This is a genomic window from Candidatus Methylomirabilota bacterium (assembly GCA_036005065.1).
Classification (GTDB): domain Bacteria; phylum Methylomirabilota; class Methylomirabilia; order Rokubacteriales; family DASRDR01; genus DASYQW01.
In genome coordinates this window covers 20,407-45,453 of the sequence record DASYQW010000197.1, presented here as the reverse complement: position 1 = coordinate 45,453, position 25,047 = coordinate 20,407, and the positions used below count along the sequence as shown (strand labels likewise).

General features: G+C 70.9%; 28 protein-coding genes and 1 pseudogene. All 29 read right to left on the bottom strand.

Annotated features, from left to right (window positions below; all coding sequences use genetic code 11):
• Position 1: 1 nt before the first annotated feature.
• Positions 2–748 carry a UMP kinase gene (pyrH, locus tag VGW35_14430; GenBank protein ID HEV8308854.1) on the bottom strand — a complete coding sequence of 249 codons (747 nt, stop codon included), beginning with the start codon at positions 746–748 and terminating at the stop codon, positions 2–4.
• A gap of 144 nt (positions 749–892) precedes the next feature.
• A complete protein-coding gene (gene tsf, locus VGW35_14425; protein HEV8308853.1) occupies positions 893–1,492 on the bottom strand; it encodes a translation elongation factor Ts in 600 nt (199 codons plus the stop codon).
• Positions 1,493–1,561: 69 nt separating this feature from the next.
• Complete coding sequence (rpsB, locus tag VGW35_14420) at positions 1,562–2,362, bottom strand: 30S ribosomal protein S2 (protein HEV8308852.1); 801 nt, start codon at positions 2,360–2,362, stop codon at positions 1,562–1,564.
• 226 nt (positions 2,363–2,588) lie between these two features.
• Positions 2,589–3,800 carry a bifunctional glutamate N-acetyltransferase/amino-acid acetyltransferase ArgJ gene (gene argJ / locus VGW35_14415; GenBank protein ID HEV8308851.1) on the bottom strand — a complete coding sequence of 404 codons (1,212 nt, stop codon included), beginning with the start codon at positions 3,798–3,800 and terminating at the stop codon, positions 2,589–2,591.
• Positions 3,801–3,808: 8 nt separating this feature from the next.
• Positions 3,809–4,870, bottom strand: a complete 1,062-nt coding sequence (gene argC, locus VGW35_14410) for an N-acetyl-gamma-glutamyl-phosphate reductase (GenBank protein ID HEV8308850.1) — start codon at positions 4,868–4,870, stop codon at positions 3,809–3,811.
• A gap of 69 nt (positions 4,871–4,939) precedes the next feature.
• The gene (rpsI, locus tag VGW35_14405; protein HEV8308849.1) at positions 4,940–5,335 is read right to left on the bottom strand and encodes a 30S ribosomal protein S9; all 396 of its coding nucleotides are present in this window, start codon (positions 5,333–5,335) and stop codon (positions 4,940–4,942) included.
• Positions 5,335–5,793: a 50S ribosomal protein L13 gene (gene rplM, locus VGW35_14400; GenBank protein ID HEV8308848.1), complete on the bottom strand. Its 459-nt coding sequence runs from the start codon at positions 5,791–5,793 to the stop codon at positions 5,335–5,337. The genes rpsI and rplM overlap by 1 nt, the downstream gene beginning before the upstream one ends.
• 115 nt (positions 5,794–5,908) lie before the next feature.
• Positions 5,909–6,649 (bottom strand): endonuclease III, encoded by a 741-nt coding sequence (gene nth, locus VGW35_14395; GenBank protein ID HEV8308847.1) that lies wholly within the window; start codon positions 6,647–6,649, stop codon positions 5,909–5,911.
• A 38-nt stretch (positions 6,650–6,687) separates the two neighbouring features.
• Positions 6,688–7,407: a hypothetical protein gene (locus VGW35_14390; GenBank protein ID HEV8308846.1), complete on the bottom strand. Its 720-nt coding sequence runs from the start codon at positions 7,405–7,407 to the stop codon at positions 6,688–6,690.
• 86 nt (positions 7,408–7,493) lie between these two features.
• Positions 7,494–8,675: a pyridoxal phosphate-dependent aminotransferase gene (locus VGW35_14385; protein ID HEV8308845.1), complete on the bottom strand. Its 1,182-nt coding sequence runs from the start codon at positions 8,673–8,675 to the stop codon at positions 7,494–7,496.
• A gap of 129 nt (positions 8,676–8,804) precedes the next feature.
• A pseudogene (locus VGW35_14380) lies at positions 8,805–8,948 on the bottom strand (hypothetical protein).
• A 22-nt stretch (positions 8,949–8,970) separates the two neighbouring features.
• Positions 8,971–9,480, bottom strand: a complete 510-nt coding sequence (locus VGW35_14375) for a hypothetical protein (GenBank protein HEV8308844.1) — start codon at positions 9,478–9,480, stop codon at positions 8,971–8,973.
• Between the two features lie 19 nt (positions 9,481–9,499).
• A complete protein-coding gene (locus VGW35_14370) occupies positions 9,500–10,567 on the bottom strand; it encodes a nitrilase-related carbon-nitrogen hydrolase (GenBank protein HEV8308843.1) in 1,068 nt (355 codons plus the stop codon).
• 94 nt (positions 10,568–10,661) lie between these two features.
• A complete protein-coding gene (locus tag VGW35_14365; protein HEV8308842.1) occupies positions 10,662–10,811 on the bottom strand; it encodes a hypothetical protein in 150 nt (49 codons plus the stop codon).
• 6 nt (positions 10,812–10,817) lie between these two features.
• Positions 10,818–11,915: a zinc-binding dehydrogenase gene (locus VGW35_14360; protein HEV8308841.1), complete on the bottom strand. Its 1,098-nt coding sequence runs from the start codon at positions 11,913–11,915 to the stop codon at positions 10,818–10,820.
• Positions 11,916–12,070: 155 nt separating this feature from the next.
• Positions 12,071–12,823, bottom strand: coding sequence for an ABC transporter ATP-binding protein (locus VGW35_14355; protein ID HEV8308840.1), 753 nt, complete (start codon positions 12,821–12,823; stop codon positions 12,071–12,073).
• Positions 12,824–12,835: 12 nt separating this feature from the next.
• On the bottom strand, positions 12,836–13,255 hold the full coding sequence (locus tag VGW35_14350) for a PIN domain-containing protein (GenBank protein HEV8308839.1): 420 nt from the start codon (positions 13,253–13,255) through the stop codon (positions 12,836–12,838).
• Positions 13,252–13,473, bottom strand: coding sequence for a CopG family transcriptional regulator (locus VGW35_14345; protein HEV8308838.1), 222 nt, complete (start codon positions 13,471–13,473; stop codon positions 13,252–13,254). The genes VGW35_14350 and VGW35_14345 overlap by 4 nt, the downstream gene beginning before the upstream one ends.
• 61 nt (positions 13,474–13,534) lie before the next feature.
• Complete coding sequence (locus VGW35_14340; protein ID HEV8308837.1) at positions 13,535–14,305, bottom strand: ABC transporter permease; 771 nt, start codon at positions 14,303–14,305, stop codon at positions 13,535–13,537.
• 215 nt (positions 14,306–14,520) lie between these two features.
• Positions 14,521–15,546 carry an ABC transporter substrate-binding protein gene (locus tag VGW35_14335; protein ID HEV8308836.1) on the bottom strand — a complete coding sequence of 342 codons (1,026 nt, stop codon included), beginning with the start codon at positions 15,544–15,546 and terminating at the stop codon, positions 14,521–14,523.
• Positions 15,547–15,560: 14 nt separating this feature from the next.
• Entirely contained in the window at positions 15,561–17,648 is a 2,088-nt protein-coding gene (locus tag VGW35_14330) for an acetate--CoA ligase family protein (protein HEV8308835.1), read from the bottom strand.
• On the bottom strand, positions 17,645–18,970 hold the full coding sequence (locus tag VGW35_14325; protein HEV8308834.1) for an MmgE/PrpD family protein: 1,326 nt from the start codon (positions 18,968–18,970) through the stop codon (positions 17,645–17,647). Before VGW35_14325 ends, VGW35_14330 begins: the two co-directional genes overlap by 4 nt.
• Positions 18,954–19,508 carry a VOC family protein gene (locus tag VGW35_14320; protein ID HEV8308833.1) on the bottom strand — a complete coding sequence of 185 codons (555 nt, stop codon included), beginning with the start codon at positions 19,506–19,508 and terminating at the stop codon, positions 18,954–18,956. Before VGW35_14320 ends, VGW35_14325 begins: the two co-directional genes overlap by 17 nt.
• Positions 19,505–20,800 carry a phenylacetate--CoA ligase gene (locus VGW35_14315; protein HEV8308832.1) on the bottom strand — a complete coding sequence of 432 codons (1,296 nt, stop codon included), beginning with the start codon at positions 20,798–20,800 and terminating at the stop codon, positions 19,505–19,507. The genes VGW35_14320 and VGW35_14315 overlap by 4 nt, the downstream gene beginning before the upstream one ends.
• 96 nt (positions 20,801–20,896) lie before the next feature.
• On the bottom strand, positions 20,897–21,631 hold the full coding sequence (locus tag VGW35_14310) for an SDR family oxidoreductase (protein HEV8308831.1): 735 nt from the start codon (positions 21,629–21,631) through the stop codon (positions 20,897–20,899).
• A 1-nt stretch (position 21,632) separates the two neighbouring features.
• Positions 21,633–22,151: a tetratricopeptide repeat protein gene (locus VGW35_14305; GenBank protein ID HEV8308830.1), complete on the bottom strand. Its 519-nt coding sequence runs from the start codon at positions 22,149–22,151 to the stop codon at positions 21,633–21,635.
• A gap of 75 nt (positions 22,152–22,226) precedes the next feature.
• Positions 22,227–23,222: an ABC transporter ATP-binding protein gene (locus VGW35_14300; protein ID HEV8308829.1), complete on the bottom strand. Its 996-nt coding sequence runs from the start codon at positions 23,220–23,222 to the stop codon at positions 22,227–22,229.
• Positions 23,219–24,181: an ABC transporter ATP-binding protein gene (locus VGW35_14295; GenBank protein ID HEV8308828.1), complete on the bottom strand. Its 963-nt coding sequence runs from the start codon at positions 24,179–24,181 to the stop codon at positions 23,219–23,221. Before VGW35_14295 ends, VGW35_14300 begins: the two co-directional genes overlap by 4 nt.
• A gap of 39 nt (positions 24,182–24,220) precedes the next feature.
• The gene (locus VGW35_14290) at positions 24,221–25,045 is read right to left on the bottom strand and encodes an ABC transporter permease (protein ID HEV8308827.1); all 825 of its coding nucleotides are present in this window, start codon (positions 25,043–25,045) and stop codon (positions 24,221–24,223) included.
• Between the last annotated feature and the right edge of the window lie 2 nt (positions 25,046–25,047).

Genomic DNA, 25,047 nt, shown 5'->3' with positions numbered 1-25,047 from the left:
CTCACCTCGCTGGCGGCGCCTCGCTGGCGCCGACGAACGACCCGATGCCGGGCTCCCCCATCACGATGCGGCGGAGGTTACCCGAAGTGTTCAGGTTGAAGACGCCGATGGGCAGCTTGTGGTCCATGCACAGCGAGATGGCGGTCGTGTCCATGACGCGCAGCCCCCGGTTGAGCACCTCGATGTAGGTGACGCGGGGCAGGAGCTCAGCGTGGGGGTCGAGGAGAGGATCGGAGGAGTAGATGCCGTCGACTTTGGTGGCCTTGAGGATGACCTCGGCCCCGATCTCGACGGCGCGCAGCGCGGCCGCGGTGTCGGTCGTGAAAAACGGGTTCCCGGTGCCGGCGGCGAAGATGACGATCCGGCCCTTTTCGAGGTGCCGGATGGCCCGCCGTCGGATGTAGGGCTCGGCCACTGCCGGCATGTTGATCGCCGACTGGAGCCGCGTCATGAGCCTCGCCTTCTCGAGCGTGTTCTGGAGCGCGAGGCCGTTGAGGACCGTGGCCAGCATCCCCATGTAGTCGGCCGAGGCCCGGTCCATCCCCGAGGCCGAGGCTTGCAGCCCGCGGAAGATGTTGCCGCCGCCGATCACGATCGCGATCTCGACGCCGAGGTCGCGGATGCCCCGGACTTCGTCGACGATGCGCTCGAGGACCGGCGGGTCGATGCCATAGCCCTGCTCGCCGGCGAGCGCCTCCCCTGACAGCTTCAGCAGGATCCGCTTGTACCGGGGCTGGTCTTCCGCCACTCTCCCTCCTGGCCTTCCTTGGAGGAGGCAGGCCCGATCCGGTCGCCGCCACGGCCGGGACACCGTCCCGGCCGCTCATCGGTCAGACCGGCCCGGCCACCGCCGGGAGGGCCGTCGGAGGGGGGCAAAGCCCCCCTCCGAAGATTACTCGCCGACCTGGAACCGGGCGAATCGCCGGACGGCGATCTTCTCGCTCGTCTTGGCGCTGAGCTCGCCGACGACGTCCTTCACGCGCGTCTTGCCACTCGGATCCCTGACGTAGGCCTGGTCGAGGAGGCAGGTCTCCTCGTAAAACTTCGCGAGCTTCCCCTCGATGATCTTCTCCAGTACCTGGGGCGGCTTCTTCTGGTCGGCCACCTGCTGGCGGTAGATCTCCTTCTCGCGCTCGATCACCGCCGGCGGCACCTCCTCCCGCGACACGTAGGTCGGGTTGGCGGCTGCCACCTGCATGGCCAGGACCTTGACGAGGTCCTGGAACTGCTCGGTACGGGCCACGAAGTCCGTCTCGCAGTTCACCTCGACGAGCACCCCGAGCTTGCCGCCGTGATGGATGTACGCCCCCACCACGCCGTCGCGCGCCTCGCGATGCGCGCGCTTGGCCGCCGAGGCCAGCCCCTTCTTGCGCAGGTAGTCGACCGCCTTCTCGAGGTCGTCCTGCGAGGCGGCCAGCGCCTCCTTGCAGTCCATTACGCCGGCTCCGGTCTTGTCCCGAAGCTCGCGTACTCGCTCCGCCGTCGTGGCCATGGTCTCTGGGTTCCTCCTCAGTCCTCGCCTCCGGGCGCGGCCCGGTAGCCGACAGGCACCGGGTCGGCGCTAGGAGGTGATCGGCAGGCTCTCCGCCTTCTCCGCCACGTCGCCGGTCGGGGCGGACGCCTCCGGCTCGGCCGGTGCGGCCACCGGCACGACCGGCTCCTCTGCGCCCACCTTGCTCACGACGCCTCGTCCTTCGACCACGGCGTCGGCGATTCGAGACGTAATCAGCCGGATCGCGCGGATCGCGTCGTCGTTCCCAGGAATGGGGTAGTCGATCCCGGTGGGGTCGCAGTTGGTGTCCACGATGGCGATGATCGGGATGGCGAGCTTCTGGGCCTCGGCGATGGCGATCTTCTCCTTGCGGGGATCGATGACGTAGACTGCCGAGGGCAGGCGATCCATCTGCTTGATGCCGGCCAGCGCCTTCTCGAGCTTGGCCCGCTCGCGATCGAGACCGAGCGCTTCCTTCTTGGTCAGACGCTCGAGCTCGCCGGTGTCCCGCATCTCGTCGAGCCGCTTCAGGTGGTTGATCGACTTGCGGATCGTGGCGAAGTTGGTCAGGGTGCCGCCGAGCCACCGCTGGTTGACGAAGAACATCCCGGCCCGGGTGGCTTCGTCGGCGATCGTCTCCTGGGCCTGCTTCTTGGTACCGACGAAGAGAAGGGTGCCGCCCTCGGCGGCCAGGTTCCGGGTGAACAGGTACGCGTCCCGGAACTTCTTGAGCGTCTTCTGCAGGTCGATGATGTAGATGCCGTTGCGCTCGCCGAAGATGTACTTCGCCATCTTCGGGTTCCAGCGCTTGGTCTGGTGGCCGAAGTGGACCCCGGCCTCCAGCAGTTCCTTCATCGTGATCTGAGACATTTGACCTCCTGGTTCGGTTCGCCTCCGCGTCCCCTGCGGGGACCATCCCCGCCACCGACACCGGGACGCGTGTGAGATGGGCAGGCGTCGGCCCGCCGTGGCACCTCCCAATCGCTCCTTCCCCCACTCCTTGGGGGAGGCAGGCCCCGAAGCCGTCCGCGAATGCGGACGGCCGCGGCTTTGCCGCGGGGGCCGTCGGAGGGGGGCATAGCCCCCCTCCGATGATCTAGCTCGTGCCAGTGTTTATCTTAACGTAGTCCTCCGTCAGATCGCAGGTCCAGACGTGGTCGTGGCCTCCGCCGAGCCCGAGATCCACGATGAGCGTGACCTCGGGCTTGGCCAGCTCCGCCTTGACCCGCTCCCAGCGGACGTTCTCCCTGGGCTTGCCGCCGGCCGCGACCTGCTCGTCACCATACCAGATGCCGACCCGCTCCTCCTGGACCGGGATCCCGGAGGCTCCCAGCGCGGCCATCACGCGCCCCCAGTTCGGGTCACGGCCGGCCATGGACGTCTTGAAGAGGGGCGAGTTGGCGATGGCCCGGGCGGCGGCCTCGGCGTCTCGCCGGGTCTTGGCCCCGCGTACCTGCACGTCGATCACGAGCGTGGCGCCCTCGCCGTCCCGGACCTGCATGACCGCCAGCCGCTGGGTCAGCCCGTCCAGCGCGTGCTGGAATACCCGGAGTCGCCGGTCGCCGCGGGCCAGCGGGCGATTCTCGGCCAGCCCGTTGGCCAGGATCACCACCGTGTCACTGGTGCTCATGTCGCCGTCGACGCTGATGCGATTGAACGAGCCGTTCGCGGCGCGCCGGATGGCCGCCTGGAGCGCGTCCCGCGATACCGCCAGGTCGGTGGCCACGAAGCAGAACATGGTGGCCATCATCGGGTGGATCATGCCCGTTCCCTTCGCGATCGCCCCGATGGTGATCGGGCGCCCGCCGATCTCCACGCGCAGCGCGGCCTCCTTCGGGTGGGTATCGGTCGTCATGATCCCCTCGGCCGCGTGCCGGCTGCCCTGGGGCGACAGGGCCTTGACGAGCTTGGGCAGGGCCGGCCGGATGCGGTCCATCGGCAGGTACCGTCCGATGATGCCGGTCGAGGCCACCAGCACCCGGGTTTCCGGGATACGGAGCTCACGGGCGACGACCTCCGTCATCTCGCGAGCGTCCCGGAGCCCCTGCTCGCCGGTACACACGTTCGAGCACCCGCTGGAGGCCACGATCGCCTGGGCGACCCCGGCCTGCACGCGCTCCCGCGAGATCTTGACCGGCGCGCTCTGGATCCGGTTGGTCGTGAAGACCCCGGCCGCCGTGGCCGGCGCCGACGAGTAGACGAGGGCCAGGTCGCGGGCCGAGCCGGGCTTGATCCCGCAGTGGAGGCCGGCGCCGAAGATCCCGGGGACGGCCGTGATCCCGCCCTCGATCCACTCGATCTCGGCCATAGCGGGGCTCATGGGTAGACGGGGGGAGCGTCGAGGCCCGTCCGCTCGTCCCACCCGTGCATGATGTTCAGGTTCTGGATGGCCTGAGCGGCGCCCCCCTTTCCGAGGTTGTCGAGCGCGCTCAAGCAGATCGCCCGGCCGGTGCGGGCATCCACCACCGCCGTCACGTCGCAATAGTTCGACCCGAGGACGGCCCGCGTCTTGGGGAACTCGCCCTCGTCGAGGACGCGCACGAAGGGCTCGCCCGCGTAGGCCTCCCGGAAGGCGGCCAGGCACTCCCCGGTGGAGGCGCTTCGCGCCAGCAGGACGTAGGCGGTCGTGAAGAGGCCCCGATTCATCGGCACCAGGTGGGGCGTGAAGGTGACCTGGACCGGAGCGCCGACCATTCCCGACAGGGCCTGCTCGATCTCCGGGGTGTGCCGGTGCCGGGCCACCCCGTAGGCCTGGAGGTTCTCATTCGCCTCGGCGTAGAGGTACATCGGGTCCGGCTTCTGGCTCATGGACCCGGCCCCGGTGACGCCGGATTTCGAGTCGATGACGATGCCATCGACCCGCCCGAGGCCCGCCTTGAGGAGCGGGACGATGGCCAGCAGCGCCCCCACCGGATAGCAGCCGGGGTTCGCCACCAACCGGGTCGCCGCGATCTCCTTGCGATAGAGCTCCGGGAGGCCGTACACCGCTTCGGCGAGACCTTCGGGATCGGTGTGCGGCGTCTTGTACCAGGCCTCGAACTCGGCCGCATTCCGCAGACGGTAATCCGAGGAGAGATCGACGACCCGCCGTCCCCGACGGCGGAGGACCGACACCACACGGTGCGTCTCGCCGTAGGGCAGGGCGAGCATCACGCAGTCAGCCTGAGCGGCGAGCCGCTCGGCGTCGAGCGCCTCGACGGTCAGGGGAAACTGGCCCCTGAGGCTGGGAATCAGCCGGCCCAGCGGGAGGCCGGCCGAGCGCTCCGACGCCATCACCGTGATGAGCTGCACCTTCGGATGGACGGCCAGCAGGCGGAGCAGCTCCGCTCCCATGTACCCCGTGGCCCCCGCCACGGCAACCTTCAGCTTCGGCTCCATCTCCCACCCCTCATGAAAAAAGGGGAAGGTCGCGTCGACCTTCCCCCGTGACGTCCGGATCGATCTCGGCTACCGCTTCGAGAACTGGAAGCGCTTGCGCGCACCCGGCTGCCCGTACTTCTTCCGTTCCTTCATCCGGGGGTCACGGGTCAGGAACCCTGCCCGCTTGAGCTGGGGCCTGAGCTTGTCGCTGAACTCGAGGAGGGCTCGGGCGATCCCGTGGCGCACCGCGCCGGCCTGGCCGGAGAGTCCCCCACCCCTCACGTTGGCCAGGACGTCGAGCTGGGCGGCGGTGCCCGTCAACTCGAGGGGCTGAGCGACCAGGAGCCGCAGGCTCTCCCGCGGGAAGTAGTCCACGAACGGCCGCCGGTTGACGGTGATCTGCCCCTGACCGTGGCGGAGGAAGACGCGGGCGACCGAGGTCTTCCGCCGGCCGGTGCCGTAGAACTGCTGGGTCTCGGCCATCACGACTCCTTGGACCGGGCGTCCGTTCGCCCGAGGTCGAGGGGCTCGGGATGCTGGGCGGCGTGCGGATGGTCGGCGCCCCGGTAAACCTTGAGCTTCTTGGCCATGGCCCGCCCGAGCTTCGTCTTGGGTAGCATCCCCGTCACCGCCCACTCGATCATCCGCTCCGGATGCGTTCTCAGCATCGTCTCGGCCCGTACCTCGCGCAGGCCTCCGATGTACCCGGAGTGCCAGCGGTACAGCTTGTCGGTGAGCTTCTGGCCCGTGAGGTGGACCTTCTCCGCATTGATCACGACGACGTGATCCCCCACGTCGAGGTGCGGCGCGTAGATCGGCTTGTGCTTGCCGATGAGGAGCGTCGCGACCCGGGCCGCGAGTCGGCCGAGGACCTTGCCCTCGGCGTCGACGAGGTACCACTTCCGGGTGATGCGCTCCTTCTTCGGCATGAACGTAGGCATGTCGACGTCTGTCTCCGGTGAAGAGGTCTCCGCGGCGGCCGGAATGAGCGGCCTGAGACCGTCGGCCCAGCAGAATTCACGCAACACAATACCTTAGCCGACGAGGCCGGCACTGTCAACCCCGCGGCGCTCGACCGGCCCGAGCCGCCCGAGTCCGGGCGGGCGAGCCGGCGCGGCCGGCGGGCGCGGCGCGCCCCGGGCGCCCGGACACCGTCTTCCCCGGCCACGGGCACAGGAGCCGCACGGGACAGACCGGGCAGTCGGGGGCCCGGGCCAGGCAGATCTGGCGTCCGTGGGCCTGGAGGAGGTGGCAGAAGTGGGTCCACCGGGGTCGGGGGATGACCTCGGCGAGCTGGGCTTCGACCTGGTCGGGGACGTCCGACCCGGCCAGCCCCAGGCGCTGCGATACCCGGAAGACGTGGGTGTCCACCGCGATGCCCGGGGTGTCGAAGGCGTTGCCGAGAACCACGTTGGCGGTCTTGCGGCCCACCCCGGGCAGCGCCGTCAGCGCCTCCAGGGTCCGCGGCACCCCGCCCCCGTGATGCTCGAGGAGCGCGCGGGCCATGCCGGCAATGGCCCTGGTCTTGGCCCGGAAGAAGCCGGTGGACCGGATCTCGCGCTCGAAGGTGGCGGGATCGATCGCCGCGTAGTCGCGCGCCGTGCGGTACTTGCGGAAGAGGCTTTCCGTCACCTGGTTCACCCGCTCGTCGGTGCACTGGGCGGCCAGGATGGTCGCCACCAGGAGCTCGAGCGGGCTCGAGAATCTGAGCGCGATCGTGGCCTCGGGATAGGCCCGATCGAGGAGCCGGATGATCTCGAGGGCCCGCGCGCGCTTGGCGGCGACGGTCTCCGGCATGGCCTCTAGACGCCGGGGTGGACGTCCACGGGGCCCCCTCACCGCCGCGGCAGCGTCTGGTAGACGCGGACGGCGACGACCGTCAGGTAGGCGATGAAGGCGCCCCCCAGGAGCATCGACGCCAGATGTCCGAGGAGCGGCACCATCCCGAGGATCATCGAGACGATGGCCATGACGACGATGGCGACGATGGCCCCGATGACCAGCCCGAGAGCCGGACCCAGGTTGTCCTTGACCAGGGTGGCGCTGCGGCCGAGCGCGTCGACCGCACCGCGGCCGTCGAGGAGCACGGCCGGGAGCACGAACATGAGGAAGAAGCCGGCGATGATGCCGGGCACCACCAAGAAGAGCGAAGCGATCCCCACGATCAGGGCGACGAGAAACGACGCCACCGCCACGTCGCCCAGGCGCCCCATGACGGCCGAGAGCGCGTCACCCATCGAGGGCTCGCGGGTCGCCAGGGCATCGCGGGCCATGATGACGACGACCGCCGAGGCCACCAGATTGACCAGCAGGGCGACGACGGCCAGGACCGCGGAGAAGAGGAGACCCCCGACGATGGCTCCGGCGACGCCGCGTCCGCCCGACAGGCCGCCGACGGCGAAGATGGTCAACGCGCCCCCGAAAAAGACCAGGCCGAGGACGAACATCAGCGCCATCGCGATGAGCGGAGGCGCCGCCATCACCGGATAGCGCTTCATCAGGTCCAGACCCAGCCGGAAGTCCCCGACGATATCCGACCCTGCGCCGTTCGACATAGCCCCTCCCGTGGTGAACTGCGTGGGCCTTCGGGCGGCGCCACCCCGGCGCCGAGACACGAGCGTAGTCCAACGGTGAAGCGCGGTCAACACGCGCGAGCTCGCAGGAACTCCCCCAGCCTCCGCACGGCCTCCCGGACGCGCTCGAGCCCGTTGGCGTAGGAGAACCGGAGGTACCCTTCGCCGCCGGGGCCGAAGTCGATGCCGGGAGTCACCGCCACGTGGGCGCCGGCCAACACCTCGAAGGCGAAGTCATACGAGCGCTCGCAATACGCCCGGGCATCGGCGAACACGTAGAAGGCGCCGGTCGGCTCGGGCCCGACCCCCAGCCCGATCTCCCGCAGCCCGGTCACCATGGCCCGGCGTCGCTCGTCGAAGATCCGCCGGAAGCGCACGACCTCTTCCCCCGCCTCGCGCAGCGCCGCCACACCTGCCCACTGGACGAACTCGTTCGACGAGATGAAGAAGTTCTGATGAAGCTTCTGCAGGATCCGGATGTGGGACTTCGGCGCGATCAGGTACCCCAGCCGCCACCCCGTCATGGCATAGGCCTTCGAGAAGCCGTTGAGGACGAACGCGCGGTCGGTGAATTCCAGCACCGTGTGCTCGCGGCCCTCGTAGGTGAGGCCGTGGTAGATCTCGTCGGAGACGAGCCACGCCCCGCCGGGTGCCTGCTCGACGAGGTCCGCCAGGGCGGCCAGCCGGTCGGCCGGCAGCACCGCGCCGGTGGGATTGGCCGGGGAATTCACCATGATCGCCTTGGTCCGGGCCGTCAGCCGGGGCCGCACCGCCTCCGGCCGGAACTGGAACCCGTCGGCCTCGGTCGTCGGCACGTAGACCGGGGTCCCATCGGCGTAACGGATGAAGTTGGGGTAGCAGGCGTAGTGGGGGTCGGACAGGATGACCTCGTCCCCGGCGGCCAGCAGCGCGGTGAACAGGAGCAGCATGGCCGGCGAGGTCCCCGCCGTGACCAGCACCTGATCGGGCGAGACGGCGACGCCGTAGGTCTTGAGGTAATGCTCGGCGATGGCTTCGCGGAGCGGCAGGAGGCCGAGGCTGTGGGTGTACTTCGTCCGTCCGTCGCGGATGGCGCGGATCACCGCCTCGCGGACGACCGCCGGCGTCTCGAAGTCCGGCTCTCCGAACTCCAGGTGCACGACGTCGTGCCCCTGGCGCTCCAGCTCCTGCGCGCGCTCGAAGACCTCCACCGCCAGGAAGGGCTTGATCTCCTCGACACGCTTGGCGACGTCGGCGAATCCCTGGCCCATGGCGCTCCTTAGATCATGGGAGGGGGCCTCGACGGCCCCCTCCCAAACCTCCCCCGGGAGGGTGGCGGCGGCGAAGCCGCCGCTCGAAAGGCTCCTCGATGCACGACGCGGTCGGTGGTAGGCGCCCGCTCACTCAGACACACCCCCGGGACGGCGGGCCGGACCGCCGCTTCGGCGCGCCACGCCGGCCCGCTGGGCCGCCTGGACGACTTCACGGGCGACGGCCGGCGCGACCTTCTTGTTGAAGACGCTCGGAATGATGTAGGAGGCGCTCGGTGTGATCGCCACGGCCGGCTCAGGACGGGGTCATGAGGCGACGGACGATGGTCTGGGGCAGGTCGGGGTACAGACCCCGGAGGGTCCGCAGCGTGTCCTCGTATTCGTCCACCACCGAGACGCGGACCGTCGGCCCGAAGTTCGGGCTAATCCGCAGCGTCCCGATGTAGGCGGTGGTGGCGGGTGTCACCTCGAACCCGACCCGGAGCGGCCAGGTCACGTGTTCCTCCTGGGGCTCCTTGAAGCCCCGGAGGGCGACGATGCGGTAGGCGCCACGGGGCAGCACGATGGCGAAGTCACGGTGGCCCGGGCTCACCATCAGGGCATGGTCGAATGTCCCGTCGACGCGCACGATGTCGAGCGCGGCGTTCAGCATCTGGGGGCTCGCCAGCTCCACCCGGCCCAGGACGGCCCCGTGGCCCGGCGGCACCTCGAGGGGCTCGGGCCGCCAGAGCGCGCAGCCGGCGGCGAGGCACCCCAGGAGCAGGCCGAGGGCGACCCCACACCCGGCGGGGGAGACGGCTCTCACCTGCACTTGGACGCCGAGCTCAGCCGCTCGGCTTTTTCCACGTCCCGCGGTCGTGCATCAGCCTGATCTGCCGCCGGATGACCTTCTGGCGGTACTCGGCGTGCTTCATCGGCTCGCGCTTGAGATAGAGGTTCTTCGGGTAGATCGGCTTCTCGTACAGGAGCTGGTAGAGCTCGGTCCGGACGTCCTTCAGCCAGTTGTCCCACTGGGCGGAGGCCCGGTGGTGCCGGAGGGCTTCGATGTCGACCGGCCCCGCCACGTAGGTCGAGCCGGCCCCATAGTCCTGCCGGCCCACGATCCGGCCCCTGTAGTCGATGACGTACGAGCGCCCGCCGAAGGTGTCGATGGGCGTGCTCTCCTCCGGGAAGAGGTAGTAGGTCCCCATGTTGGGGGCGATGATGTACATGTTGTTGTCGAGCGCGCGCGCCCGGCTCTGGATCTCGAAGTACTCGTTGCCGGTGGCCGGATGCGGGTAGGAGGCCCGGTAGACGACCTCGGCTCCGTTCAGCGCCAGGGCCCGGGCGTTCTCCGGATAGGACCCCTCGTTGGCCATCATGATGCCGAGCCGCCCGATCTCGGTGTCGGCGACCGGCCAGAAGGCGTCCAGGTTCCGGCCGTACTTCTCGATCCACCAGTCGTAGACGTCGTGCGGGCACACCGAGTGCTCGACCGGGAACAGCGGCGACACCTTGTAGTGCCGGAGGATCACCTTGCCACGCGGGTTGAGGATGAAGCCCACGTTGAAGAAGCGGTCCTTGAGGTCGGGGTGCCGGGCCTTGGCCTGGGCCATGACGAAGACGTTGTACTCGCGGGCGATCTTGCCCAGCGCCTCGGTCTCCTCGCCGGGGATGTCGATCGCGCACTCGCGGGCGAACTTCGCGTGGTCCAGGTCGAGGACCTCGTCGTTGAAGGCCTGCAGGGCGCCTTCGGGGAAGGCGATCAGCCGGACCGGAATGGAGAGGCTCGACAGCCAGGCCGCGGCCTTCACGAGGTGGGTGAGGTGCTCGAGGTTGATCTTGATGTCGCTCCGCTTCCGGATCCCCCGGACTGTGGGGACCAGCCCCACGGCCATGTACGGCTTGATCATCGTCGCCCTCCCCGGCCGCAACCCAGGACCCCGCCCGTTTCTCCTCGATGTACCACGCGCTCGGTGGTCGGCGCGGGGTTACTCGGACCCACGCCTACCCCGCGCGCCTTCCCTTCGCGTGCTTGAAGAACTGGACCTGACGCTCGCGCTTGAGCGCCGCGTCCCGCGTCTTGTACGGCCCGCCCAGCTTCTTCGAGCCGTCCTTCGAGTAGAGCACGTAGCCTTTGGCCGTCTTCTTGATCATGGCTCTTCACTCCATTGTGAGGGAGACCCGGATGGCCCGGCCCTCGCCGGCGAACCCGAAGGCGTCGTTGATGCGCGCGAACGGATACGTGTGCGACACGATCCGCTCGAAGGGGTACACGCCGGCTCGCCGGCGCAGGAAGTCGAGCGCCCGGGGCAGGGCCCACGGCTCGTAGACGATCACGCCGCGGATCGTCTGGCCTCCGCGGACGACGGTCCCGGGATCGAGCGCCGATGGCAGGTCGGGCGTGATGTTGCCGACCCAGAAATAGCGCCCGCCGGGCCGCAGAAGCTTCACGCCTTCCTCCACGGCATGGGGCGCGCCGACGAACTCGGCGACGATGTCGGCTCCCTGCCCGCGAGTCCGCTCGCGCACGAGCCCCCGGCGCTCGGCCTCGGAGCACTCGTCGACATTGACGGTCAGGTCCGCGCCGAAGGCGCGCGCCAGCTCGAGCCGCGTCCCGAGCCGGTCGAACACGATGACCTGCCCGGCGCCCATGTCCTTGGCGAGCGCCGTCGCGTAGAGGCCCAGCCCGCCCGCTCCCTGGATGACCACCGTGTCCCCGAGCCGCAGGCCGACGCGGTCGAGGCCGTAGAGGGCCTCGGCGAGGGCGCAGTTCACCGGGGAGACGATGTCGTCGGCCAGCCCTTCGGGCACCCGGCACACGGTCTGGCCCCTGCGCAGATAGTAGAACTCGCCGTAGGCGCCGCGGAAGTGGGGCGGCGTCTCGGCGCCGGCGCCCAGCCAGTGCCGGTAGCGGTTCGGGCAAGCCGGCGAGCCGTCGAGACAGGCCCCGCACGCACCGCAAGGAAGGAAGTAGGCATACGCGATCCGGTCGCCCTCGCGGAGCGGCTCTCCCTGACAATCGTGCTTCACGTCCCGGCCGAGCCTGAACACCTCTCCGACCATCTCGTGGCCCGAGACGACGGCCAGGTTTCGGGGAAACGGAGGGCCATGGCCGCGCCAGATGTGGAGGTCCGAGCCGCAGATGTTGGCCCGCCGGACGCGGACGACGAGGTCCTCGGGGCCGGGATCCGGGACGGCATACTCCCGGATCTCCATCGGCTTCCCCGCCCCGGTGAAGACCGCGACGTGACCCTTCATGGGTCTCGGAGGGGGGCTGCGCCCCCCGGAGAATGCCCTCGCGGCAAAGCCGCGCCGCTCGCCCTTCGGCGAACGGATCGGGCCTGCCTCCCCCCAGCTTCGACGAGCCGCCTACTACGTCTTCTCATCTCACCTGGCGACAGCTTGTCAATGTCCTATTCGACGCCCGGCACGGGACCCTGCTGGCGCATGACCTCTTCCATGATGACCTGGTTCAGGTGGTCGACGAGGGCGTGGGGGTCGCGGATGCCGTCATTCCGGATCAGCTCGCGCACCTGCGCCGGCCGCGCCGACATCATGATCAGCGTGGTGCCGATCGCCACCGCCTCCTCGATCGAGTGGGTCACGAAGACGATCGTCTTCCCGGTCTCGGCCCAGATGCGCTTGACCTCGGCCTGCATGATCCGTCGGTTCTGGGCGTCGAGGGCCCCGAACGGCTCGTCCATCAGCAGGAGGTTCGGCTCGATGGCCAGGGCCCGGGCGATCGCCGCCCGCTGCCGCATCCCGCCCGAGACGCGGTTCGGGTAGTAGCCTTCGAAGCCCTGGAGGCCGACGAAGTGAAGGTAGCGCCGGGCCATCTCGGTCCGGGCCCGGGCGTCCCGCCCGAGCGGCCGGAGCACCAGCGCGACGTTGTCCTCGAGGGTCATCCACGGGAGCAGACGATCTTCCTGGAAGACGACGCCCACGTGGAAGTCGGCATCGCCGCCGCAGGGCACCGGCCGCCCATCGAGCCGCACTTCGCCGGCGGTGGCCGGCTCCAGCCCTCCGATGATCCGCAGGAGGGTCGTCTTGCCGCAGCCGTTCGGTCCGAGGAGGCAGACGAACTCGCCCTCGGCGACCTCGAACGTCACGCGGTCGAGGACCGGGATCGCGTAGGCTTTGGAGACGCCGCTGACCTCGAGCTTCAACTACCCGCCCCTTCACGCATCGGTGGGCAGCAGACGGAATCGCCGGCGATCGGGGGCGGGGACGGCCCGGAAGTGGCGTTCGTCGAGAGTGAGTACGTCCCGGGTCCCGTGGCGGGCAGCCAGCACGACGATGGAGGCGTCGGCGAGACCGAGGTGGAGCTCCAGGTGACGCGTCATGACATCCCGCGCCGCCGCCACGTCGGCGCCCGAGAAGGGCTCGAGCCGGTACGCTCCCCGGGCGACCTCGTCGAGCAAGGCCATCTGCGCCTGAGCGCTGACTCGCGTCGCCAGGAGGTAGTCCAGCTCGGCGAGGACGAACGGAGACAGAAGCAGGGGGCCGCGCGACCGGCTCACGGCCGCCGCACAGGCGGTGTGATGTCGCTGGCGCTCGTCGATGGCCGACAGGAGCCCACTGGTGTCGAGGAGGATCACCGCTCACCGAAGCCCGCGAGAGCGTCGTCGACGCGCTCGGCCAGTGTGGGATCCTCGCTCCGAAACAGCGGGACCCGCGGCCGTGGCGGGGTCGCGTTCGCCACCAGGGCCCGGAGGGCTTCCCGGATCAGCTCGGCGACGCTTTCGCCCCGGCTCCTCGCGGTCTGCTCGAGCGCGCGCTTGAGGTCCTCGGGGAGGTACACGGTTGTCTTCCGCATGCCATACATCGTACCATACGTCGGTCGGCCCTGGCGGCCTCCGGGGGCCACGATCGCACGGCTACCGCCACCGCTCGAGGCGCCGCGTCAGCGACTCGAACAAGAGCTTGTCGGTGACCAGCATGATGCCGATCATGACGAGGGCCCACACGAAGACCATCTGGGTGGCCAGGATCTCGCGGCTGTAATTCATGATGTAGCCGATCCCGCTGGTGACCCCGAAGATCTCGGCGACCACCGAGACTTTCAGGGCGAGCCCGAAGCCGACCTTCATGCCGGCCACCAGGTACGGGACCGTCGAGGGGATCACGATCGAGCGGAACTTCTGCCAGCCGGACAGCCGGTAGATCTGGCCCATCTCCAGCAGCCGCCGATCGACGCTCTCTACCCCCTCCATCACGTTGGCGCCGACCACGGGGAGCGTGATCATGAAGGTCGTGAAGATCGGGGCCAGGTCGGTGAGACCGAACCAGATCAGCGAGACGACGATCCAGACGAAGACGGACGTCGAGTTGAGGACCGTCACCACGTCGCGGACCACGATCCGGGCGGGCGGCCAGAGAAAGGAGCAGAGTCCCATCAGGATGGCCAGCCCGAGCGCGCCACCAAAGCCGACGACGATGCGGTAGAGCGAGGCCGAGGTGTGCGTCCACAGCTCACCGGACTGGATGATGGCGCCGAGCCCGCGGAGCACCGAGCCGGGCGACGGGAGCACGTAGGCGCCGTAGCGCCGGGAGACCAGCTCCCAGACGACCAGGACCGCCGCGAGGACGACCAGGGTGGGGAGCCGGAGCCGTCGACTCCACTTCCCCGAGCCTCTCGATTCAGCCACGCGCTACCCCGGGACGCCGGACGCAGGGGTGTGTCCGAGTAACCCGGCGCCGACCACCGAGCCGGTGGTGCATCGAGGAGTGCTCCGAGCGGCGGCTTCGCCGCCGCCACTTTGGGTTCGCGCGCCTCGGACGGCGGGGCCCCAGCCCCGCGACGTCTTGCGGCGCGCCGTTAGGGGGGCATCGGGGGAGTCTTCCGAGACCCCCCCGAAATGACCTAGCCGCGCCAGAAGAACTCCTTCCGGAGCCGCTCCGGGCTGTCCCAGATGTCGGACTTCAGGAAGCCCGACTCCCTGGTGAGCTGGAGCTGCAGGGTGAGCGTGTCGATCTGCTCGTCGGACAGGCCGTGGAGCATCTGGACCGTCTGCCCGTAGGCGTACTCCACCACGTCGCGCGGAATCTTGGTGACCTCGGTCACGATCTCGATGGCGCGACCCTTCTTTCCATACCAGATGTCGACGGCTTCCTTCTGGGCGTCGTTCAGGTCCCTGGCAAAGGCGGGGCTCTTCTCGATGAAGGTCGGGTTCACGACGTAGCAGACGTGCACCGGGTACCCGGCCTGGCGCCCGGTGGCCTTCCGCCAGAGGTCGATCTGCTTGGCCAGGTACACGCCGTCGCCGCGGAACACCACCTGATCGGAGATCGGCTGCCAGGCGACGATGGCGTCGACTTCCTTCTTGGCCATCAGCGTCGCCATGTCGGGCGGCGCCTGGGCGGTGACGATCTGGGCGTCCTTCTGGAGGTCGAACCCGTAGCCCTTGAGGGTGAGCGTTCGGATGTCGAAGAAGGTCGAGGTGCCTACCACGGCCGCGATCTTCCGGCCGCGGAGGTCCTCCACCCTCGTGATTCCCGAATCCTTTCGCGCCACCACCGCCCCCAGCACCGCGGTGGCCACCCCCGTGACCTTGAGCGGCACCTTGTCCTCGAACATCTTCGCCGTGAGCGCGAAAGACATGTCGATGGCGTCCACGTTGCCGGCGGCGAAGGTGTTGACCAGGCCGGCCGGGGAGCCGGGCACGACGTTGTACTCGGCCTGCCAGCCGCGCTTGCCGAGAAGGTCCTCCTTGTGGACGATCTCGCACGCCGCCCAGCCGAGCTGGAGGTAGGCGAAGCGGACCTTCCCCTTCGCGCCCTGGGCGCTGGCCCGCCTCGGCCACGGGCTTCCGGCGGCCAGGGCCGAGGCAGCCACGCCCGCCGTGCGTAGGAAGTCCCGGCGCTTCAGCTCGACGATGTCCCGTCCCATGGATGTTCCTCCGTTCAGGGCTGTTCGGCGTCGTCCGACGGTCCCCGCGCCTTGCCGGCGACGATCAACGCATCCACCGCCACCACCCGCGTGCCGGCGGCGATGAGCGGATTCACGTCCAGCTCCAGGACCTCGGGATGGTCCACCAGGAGGTCGCCGATCCCGATCAGCACGGCCGCCAGCGGCGCCTCCTCGCACGGCGGGGCGCCCCGAAAGCCCCGGAGGAGCGCGGCCGCCCGTCCTTCCCGCAACATCTCGCGCGCGTCCTCGGGAGCGAGCGGGCCGAGCCGGAGCGCGACCTCGCGGAACAGCTCGGCGAGGACGCCGCCGAGCCCGAAGACGACGGTCGGGCCGAGCTGCGGGTCCCGGCGCCCGCCCGCCAGGAGCTCGATCCCCGGCGCCACCTGCTCCTGGATCAGGTACGGACCGCCACCGAGTCGCTCGTCGAGCGACCGGCAGGCCGCCTCGAGGGCCTGGTCGTCCCGCACGTCCCGGATGACGCCCCCGGCCTCCGTCTTGTGCAGGATCCCGGGGCGCGCCGTCTTGACCACTACAGGGTAGCCGATCTTCCCGGCGATCGACAGGGCGTGGCCGGCGGAGGTGGCGACCGCGTCCTGAGGAAACGGCACCCCGTACGACTCGAGGATCGCGCGGCTCGTCTCGTAGTCGAGTGGCCCCTCCTCCTCGCGGAGCCGGGCGGCCGCCGGCGCCGGCAGCGACCGCGGGGGGCGCCGCGCGGGGACCGGCCGGTGGCGCCCGGCGCCGTACCCGACCAGCGCGCGGTACGCTCGCACCGCGCGCTCGGGAGTCGGGAAGATGGGGATGCCGGCGGCCCGGAGCCGCGTGTCGAGCTCCGGGGTGTCGGCCGTGCAGGCCACCACGGGTTTCCCTGTCGCCGCCTGGGCCGAGACGACGGCGTCTCCGTAGGCCGGCTGGTCGAGGCCGACGTCGATCGCCAGCGCCCCCGCCACCTCATCGGCCTCGAGGACGAGGCGCACGGCCGGCGCGAACTGATCGCGGTCCATCTGGGGCGTCATGTCCACCGGATTCCCGTCGGCGCCGAAGGCGGGCAGGTGCGGCCGCAGCCGGCGCCGGAGGGCCGGGGACAGGGCCGGCACGGTGAGCCCGGCCGCCTCGGCCGCGTCGGCGGCCGCCACCGAGGGCCCGCCCGACACCGTGAGGATCGCGAGCGAGCCATCCCGGGGGGGCCGCGCCCCGTGCGCGTCGAGGACGGCGATCGCGTCGAAGAAGGCGTCGGTGTCGTCAGCCACCACGACCCCCGCGCTCGTCAGCGCGGCCCGATACGTCGCGTAGGCCCCGACCAGCGAGCCCGTGTGCGAGCCCGCCGCCCGCCGCCCCGCGTCGCCCCGCCCGACCTTGAAGGCGACCACGGCCTTGGCGCGCGCCAGCCGTCGCGCCGCCTCCACGAACGCGCGGCCGTCCCGCACCCCCTCGACGAACAGGGCGGCGACCCGCGTCCCGGCATCCCCGGCGAGCCAGTCGAGACACTCCGGGAAGCCCACGTCGGCCTGGTTGCCGATGGAGAGGAACCGGGCGACACCGAGCCGCCGGGCCCGGGCCTCTCGGAAGAAGAGGCCGCCATAGGCGCCGCTCTGGGAGACGAAGGAGATCCCGCCCGGCGCGCGCGGCACGTCCCAGAAGTAGGAGCCGTTGAGACGTCCCGGGACGTTGACGACGCCCATGCAGTTCGGGCCGACGACGCGCATCCCCGTCGCGCGCGCGATGGCGGCGACCTCGGCCTGGACGGCCTGGCCGGCCTCACCGGTCTCGCCGAACCCGGAAGCGAGGACGACCGCCGCCCGGCAGCCCCGGGCGCCGAGCTCGCGCACGACCCCGACGACCGCCGGCGCGGGCACGCTCACGAGAGCGAGGTCGATCCCCTCGGGAAGGTCGCGCACCCCGGGGACGCTCGGCACCCCCAGGATCGCCTCCGCGCTCGGGTTCACCGGGAAGAGCTCGCCGTCGAATCCCGCTTCGAGGAGATTCCGGAGCAGGCGGTGACCGAGCTTTTCCGGGTTCCGCGAGACCCCGAGCACGGCGACCCGGCGCGGCGCGAAGACGGGTGTGAGATCCGCGGTCATCGCCTCCGCGTCAGCTCCGTCACCCGATCGACGGCCTCGAGGCTTCCGATGGCCTCGACCAGCCGATCGGCTTCGGCCGCGCCCTGCCGGGGCGCGACGAGCCGGCGGAACTTCTCGGTGAGGTCCCGCCGCGTGCCCTCGGGATCCCGATCGGCGGCAAGGTCTACCGATCGCTCGCGGTCACGGCCGTCGGCGAGCCGGATCGTGACCCGGGCCCGGGTCTCGTCGAACGACGGGTTGGGCACGAGGGTGACCCGCGTCGCCAGGCGCTGGACGGCAGGATCACGCACGGCGGCGTCGGCGAAATCGTCTTCCCGGACGTGGCCCCGGGCGACCGCGGTCGCGCCGCAGTAGGTCATGCTGAACTTCCCGGCCAGTCCCGTCTCGGGCGCACGCAGGTCCGCCACCTGGAGGGTGGTCGGGCCCACCTCGAGCTCGATGCCCGTGACGGCGGCGACGTCGAGCCCCGCCCGTGCCGCCAGGAGCCCGCTGATGGCGGCGTGGGTGCCGAAGCAACAGGGGTAGCGCTTGAAGATCAGGTCCGTCACCGCCCAGTCGCGGCCGAGCCCCTCGGCGAGCCGGCCGGGACTCCACGTCGGCGAGAGCCGGCGCGCCCACGCGTCGGTGTCCAGGATGCCGCGGGGCCCCGTGAGGCCGCCCTCGGCGGCGAGGGCGCTCAGGAGCGCGTCGGCCGCGGCCCGGCCGACCTGAAAGGGCTTCGCCATGCTCCCGAACGCCTCCTGGACGCCGGCGGCCTGCGCCGCCGCGAGCCCGATGGCCGTGTCGAGTCGGCCGCCGTCGAGCCCGAGGAGGCGCGCCGCGGCCGCCGCGCCGCCGAGGCGGCCGAGCGTGGTCGTCGCGTGCCAGCCCGCCCGGTAGTGCCCGGGCGCGAGCGCGCGCCCGGCGCGGGCGGCCACCTCGACGCCCAGGACGAACGCCGCGAGCAGGTCCCGTCCACCGAGCCCGCGCAGCTCGGCCAGGGCCACGAGCCCCGGCAGGATCGGCGCCGTGAGGTGGCCGGGGAGAGCCAGCGTCACGTCGTCATAGTCGAGGGCGTGGGCCGCCGTCCCGTTGAGCAGCGTCGCGGTGAGCGGCGCCGCGGTTCTCGGCGTTCCCAATATGGCCGCCGGGCCGGGCGCCTCCCCCAGCGCGTCGCCGAGAATCCGCGCCACCGGCTCGTCGGCGCCGGCCACCGTGACCCCCCACCAGTCGAGCACCGCCAGCCGGGCCGCCTCCAGCGCGCTCTTCGGCAGCTCGTCGTAACGGGTCCCGGCGACGAGACCCACCAGGGCCTCGCCCGGCGCGCTAGCCCGGCTGGCCATGCTGACCCCGCTGGCCCATCTGCTTGAAGAACTCCTCGCCCCGCTTCTTCTGCTGGGCGGGCGTCAGGTCCTCCTTGTGGGTGGCCATCCCCCACTCGTGACCGAACGGGTCGCGGAGCTTGCCGTAACGGTCGCCCCAGAACATGTCGGCGATGGCCATCGTGGCCTGCGCCCCGGCATCGATCGCCCGCTTGAAGGCCGAGTCCACGTTCGGCACGTAGATGTGGAGCGAGCCGGTGACGCCACCGAGCGTCTGGGGGGACTTGCTCCCCATCTCGGGGGATTCGTCGCCGAGGAAGAACACCGAGTCGCCGACCTTCAGCTCGGCGTGCATGATCTTCCCCTCGGGCGACGCCATCCGCGTGAGCTCGCGGGCGCCGAAGGCGCGCTTGTAGAAGTCGATGGCCTCGGCCGCCCCCCGGACCATGAGCGCGGGCGTGAGGGATCGATATCCGCGGGGAATGGGCGACACGCGCGCCTTCGGCGCCGCCTTGCCGGCCTTGGGCTTCGCCGCCTGCTTCTTCGCCTTCTTCTTCATCGCCGTGTCCTTTCTCCTCGGGTGCCTCGGTTGTCCACGACGCGGAGCGCCTTCCCCTGGGGTCGCGGGATTTCGCCGATGGCGAACCGGCGGATCTCGGGCGAAAGCCCGAGAAAGTCGTGCAGCTCCCGGCGCAGCCGCTCCTCGACGCCGGGATCCGCCCCCGCCTCGGCCTCCACCCCCAGGAGCATGCGCTCCCCTCGTCCCTCGTCGGTCTCCAGCACGATCTGGTACTCGTGCCCCAGCCCGGCCTGGCGGAGCAGGATCTGCTCCACCTGCCGGGGGTAGAAGTTGACGCCCTTGTAGATCACCATGTCATCCGTGCGTCCCTGCAGTCGGTCGAGCCGGACGCCGGTGCGGCCGCAGACGCAGCGCGCGCGCGAGCGGACACGCGTGAGGTCGTGCGTGCGATACCGGATGAGCGGCAGTCCCTGGCGGGTCAGCGTCGTCACCACCAGCTCGCCGACCTGGCCATCCGGCAGCCCGGTCCCGGTCTGCGGGTCCACGACCTCGGGGAGGTAGTGGTCGTCCCAGACGTGGATGCCGTCGCGGGCCGGGCAGTCGATTCCCAGGCCGGGTCCGCCCGTCTCCGTCATGCCGATGATGTCGTACGTCCGCGCCCCCAGCTCGTCCTCGATGCGGGCCCGCAGCTCGTCCGACCACATCTCCGACCCCAGGACGGCCACCCGCAGCCGCGTCTTGCGGAAGTCGAAGCCCTCCTGGCGCGCGACCTCGATCAGCCGGAGCGGGTACGTCGCGATGCCGACCAGGACGGTCGCCCCGAGGTCCCGCAGGAGCTGGAGCTGGAGGAGTGTCCGCCCCGCCCCGATCGGGATCACCATGGCCCCGAGCGCCTCCGCCCCGTAATGGAAGCCGAAACCCCCGGTGAAGAGTCCGAACGACGGCGTGATCTGGATGACGTCGTGCGGGGTCACCGTGGCGGCCACCAACGAGCGGGCCATCACCTCGCGCCACTGCTGGACGTCGGCCATCGTGTACGGGTTGATGATCGGCGCCCCGGTCGTGCCGGAAGACATGTGGACCCGGAGGATCGGCTCCTCGCCGAAGCAGGCCAGGCCGTAGGGGTAGGCGTCGCGGAGCTGGTCCTTGGTGAGGAATGGCAGCGCCTGGAGATCCCGCAGTCCGACGAGGTCGCGGGGGGCGAGCTGGCCGAGGTGGCGGTGGTAGACCGCGTTGTGAGCCGCGATCCTGGTCACGGTCGCGCGCAGGCGCTCGAGCTGGAGCGCCTCGAGCGCTTCGCGGTCCCGGGTCTCCTCGAGGGGTTGGAACACGGATGGGCTCCCTGGCGCGCGTCCGCACGCCTATTCTAAGCCAGAACGCCGCGGCGGGGTGGAGCGGTCGGCGCGCGGTCGCCGGCGGTTCCGTGCTCAGATCCCCCAGCCGCCGCTCACGTGGATGTTGGTCCCGGTGACGTACCGAGCCTCCTCGGACAGGAGGAACCGGGCGGCGGCGACGGTATCGTCCACACTCCCGACATAGCCGGCCGGGATGCGCGGCCGCATCGCCTCGAGCTCGGCCGGGGGCGCGCTGCCGGAGTCGATGAATCCCGGCGAGATCGCGTTGACCGTGACGCCGTGAGGCGCGAGGACACGGGCGAGCGACCGTACCAGGACGAGGACGCCCGCCTTGGCGATGTAGTGGGCGGTGACGTTGGGCTGGGCCGTGAGCTGGTCGGCGCTCGCCATGCCGAAGGCGAGGATCCGCCCCCACTTGCGCGCGATCATGCCGGGGGCGACCACCCGGCTCAGGTAGAAGACGGGGTGGAGGTTGTTCTCGAACATCTCGCGCCAGGCGGCCGGCGTCTCCTGGAGGAGATCGACCCGGTGGTAAGGGCCGGCGCAGTTCACCAGCGCGTCGATCCGGCCCCAGGCCGCCTCCACCTGCCGGACCAGGTCCTCGGCGGTCGCCGGCTGGGAGACGTCGGCGCGCACGGCCAGCGCCTGGCCGCCGGCGGCCTCCAGAGCGGCGCGGGTCTCGGCGGCCGCCTCCGCGCTCGTCCGGTAGCAGAAGGCGACCGACCAGCCGGCCCGCGCGAGGTCGAGCCCGATGGCCCGCCCGATCCCGCGCGCACCTCCCGTGATGAGCGCGACCCGGCCCGGCACCTCAGTTGAGCCGGCCGCGGAGCGTATGCAGGGCCTTCCGCGCCTCGGCGTCCTGGGGGGCCATCCGCGCCGCGCCCTCGAACTCGCGCAGCGCGTCCCACCACTTGCCCTGCTTGAGGTAGATCCGCCCGAGATTCATGTATGGGAACTGGCGCGGCTCGTAGCGGGAGGCCCGCTTGGCCTTCTCGAGCCAGGAGATCGCCTCGTCCATCCGGTCTTGCTGCATGAGGTAGACGCCGATGTCGTTGTACGGGTTCCCGAAGTCCGGGTCGATCTCGATCGCCCGGAGGCACTCGGCCGTGGCCTCCTCGAGGCGGCCCTGGAAGCTGTAGGTCCAGCCGAGGTACGTGTGGGCCTCGGCGGTGGGGCAGACCTCGATCGAACGCTTGTAGGTGTCGATCGCCCGCTCGAGATCCCCCGCCATCTGGTAGCGGCAACCCTCCTGCCAGAGCTCGGTCGCGCGCTTGAGTGCCTCGGGGTCCGCCATGGTGGGGTCACCCGGTCCGCCGCCCACGAACATCCATGAGGTATCGTACCCGACCTTCCCACACGGCTGCCACACCTGGGTGGCGCCGGCGCACCCCCCCGAAATGACCTAGTCACGGCTGTCCAGCGACACCGCGGGCGCCAGGTGGCAGGCGACGCGGTGGCCGGGAGCGAGCTCGCGCAGAGTCGGGACCTCGCTCGTGCACTGGACCTCGGCGAACGGGCAGCGCGGGTGGAATCGGCATCCGGCGGGAATCTCGACGGCGCTCGGCGGCTCGCCGCGAAGCACCGGGGGACGCCAGGCCACGGTGGGATCCGGCGCCGGCACCGAGCGGTAGAGGATCTGCGTGTAGGGGTGCAGGGGACGCTCGAAGAGTGCCGAGGTGGGCGCCTCCTCGACGATCTGGCCCAGATACATCACGGCGACCCGGTCCGCGATCTGACGCACGACGGCAAGGTCGTGGGAGATGAAGAGGTACGCGACGCGGAACTCGGCCTGAAGCTCGCGGAGGAGGCCGAGGACCCGGAGCTTCACGGTCACGTCGAGTCCCGAGGTGACCTCGTCGGCGACCACGAGGTCGGGATGGAGCGCGAGCGCGCGGGCGATCGCGATCCGCTGGCGCTGGCCGCCCGAGAACTCGTGGGGATAACGCCGCCTCGCCTCGGGCGGGAGCCCGACGCGCTGGAGAAGGTCGGCGACCATCTCTTCGGGATCGCCCGGCACCCGATGCACCCGCAGCGGTTGCCCGATGATCTGCCGCACGGTCTTGCGGGGATTCAGCGAGGCGTACGGGTTCTGGAAGACGATCTGGATCCGCCGCCTGAGCGGCCGCAAGGCCGCCTGCGGGAGACGCGTGATGTCCTGGCCATCGAGCAGGATCCGGCCGGCGGTGGGCTCGACCAGCCGGAGGATCGTGCGCCCGAAGGTCGTCTTCCCCGAGCCCGACTCGCCGACGAGGGCGAGCGTCTCCTGGCGGCCGATGGTGAGGCTCACGCCATCCACGGCCCGGAGCCACCGCGGCCGCCCCGGCCAGCCGCCCAGGCGCCCTCCCAGGCGGTAGTGCGTCTGGAGGCCCTGGACCTCGAGGAGGGCCGGTCTGGTCACGGCGCCGCCTCGTAGAGGTAGCAGGCCGTCCAGTGGTCCGGACCCACCCGGCGGAGCCGCGGCATCGCCTCGTCGCAGACGGCCATGCGCACGGGACACCGATCGCGGAACGGGCAGGCCCGGGGCGCGCCGTCCAGCACCGGCATCAGCCCCTCGTGCGCGGCGCCGGCCTCGGTGCGGCGGTCGGCGCGCGGGATCTGGGCCAGCAGCGCCTGGCCATAGGGGTGGGCGGGCGCCGTGAAGAACGCGCGGGTCGGCGCGACTTCCACCAGGCAGCCCGCGTACATGAGCGCGACGGTGTGGGCCACGTGGGCGACGATCCCGAGGTCGTGGGTCACGAAGAGCGCGGCCACCCCGCGCTCGGCGCGGAGGTCCTCGAGGAGCCGCAGGATCTGAGCCTGCGTCGTCACGTCGAGCGCGGTGGTGGGCTCGTCCGCGATCACCAGCCTCGGCCCGCACGAGAACGCCATGGCGATCAGCACCCGCTGGCGCATTCCGCCCGACAGCTCGTGCGGGTAGCGCATCATGACGTCGGCCGGGTCGGGGATCCCCATCCGCCCGAGGAGACGGACCATCTCGGCCTCGGCCGCCCCCCGTCCGAGCCCGCGGTGCAGGCGGAGCGCGTCGGTGGCCTGGAGCCCCACGCGAAAGGTCGGGTTGAGGGCCGAGAGCGGATCCTGGGGGACGAGCGCGATGTCGGCGCCGCGGAGCCGCCGCATCTCGGCCTCCGGCAGCGCCAAGAGATCCCGCCCCTGGAAGCGGACCTCGCCGGCCTCGACCCGCCCCGGCTCGGGGAGGAGCCGCACGATCGCCCGCCCCACCGTGGATTTCCCCGCCCCCGACTCGCCGACCAGGCCCAGCACCTGGCCGGGGTGGAGCGTGAGGTCGACCGCCCACGTGGCCAGTCGGGTCCCGTAGCGCACCGTCAGCCCGCGGATGTCGAGCAGCGGCTCACTCATCGCGATTGGACGCGAGTCCTGGCACGGCGGCCATCGCGGTCATGCCGTCGTCCGGAGGCGCGGGTCGAGACGCTCGCGGAGTCCCTCGCCCAGCAGGTTGAAGCCGATGACGGCCAGGATGAGCGCGAGCATCGGCAAGCCCATGCCCCACCAGCCCACCATCAGGTAGCCGCGTCCCTCGGCGATCATCCCGCCCCACGAGGGAATGGAGGCCTGGACCCCGAGCCCCACGAAGGACAGCAGCGCCTCCACGCCGACCGCGATCGCCATCTCGAGCGAGGTGAGCACGATGATGAGGGGGACGAGGTTCGGGAGGAGCTCCTCGCCCATCACCCGCAGCGGCCCGAGCCCGATCGCGCGGGCGGCCTCGACGAACTCCCGCTCGCGAAGCGCCAGGACCTCGCCGCGGATCACCCGGGCGAACCGCGTCCAATCCACGACGACGATGGCCAGGACCACCTTCCAGAGTCCGAGCCCGAGGACGGCCATGAGCGCGATGGCAAGCAGCACCGCGGGGATGGACATCCACACGTCGACCAGCCGCATCAGGACGGTGTCCACCCGGCCGCGCCAGTACCCGGCCGCCAGGGCCACCGGGACCCCGATCAGGGCGGAGAGAACCGCGCTGGTCGCGGCCACCAGAAGAGCCACCCGGGCGCCCCACAGGAGCCGCGAGAGGACGTCGCGGCCGAGGCTGTCGGTGCCGAAGGGATGCGCCCAGTCGCCGCCCGCCCACATGGGCGGTTGGCGAATGGCGCCCAGGTCCTGTCGGTTCGGGTCATGGGGGGCGAGCCACGGCCCCGCCAGCGCGAGGAGCACGAGCAGGACCGCGATGACACCGCCCCCGGCGAGCTTCCCGTTCACGA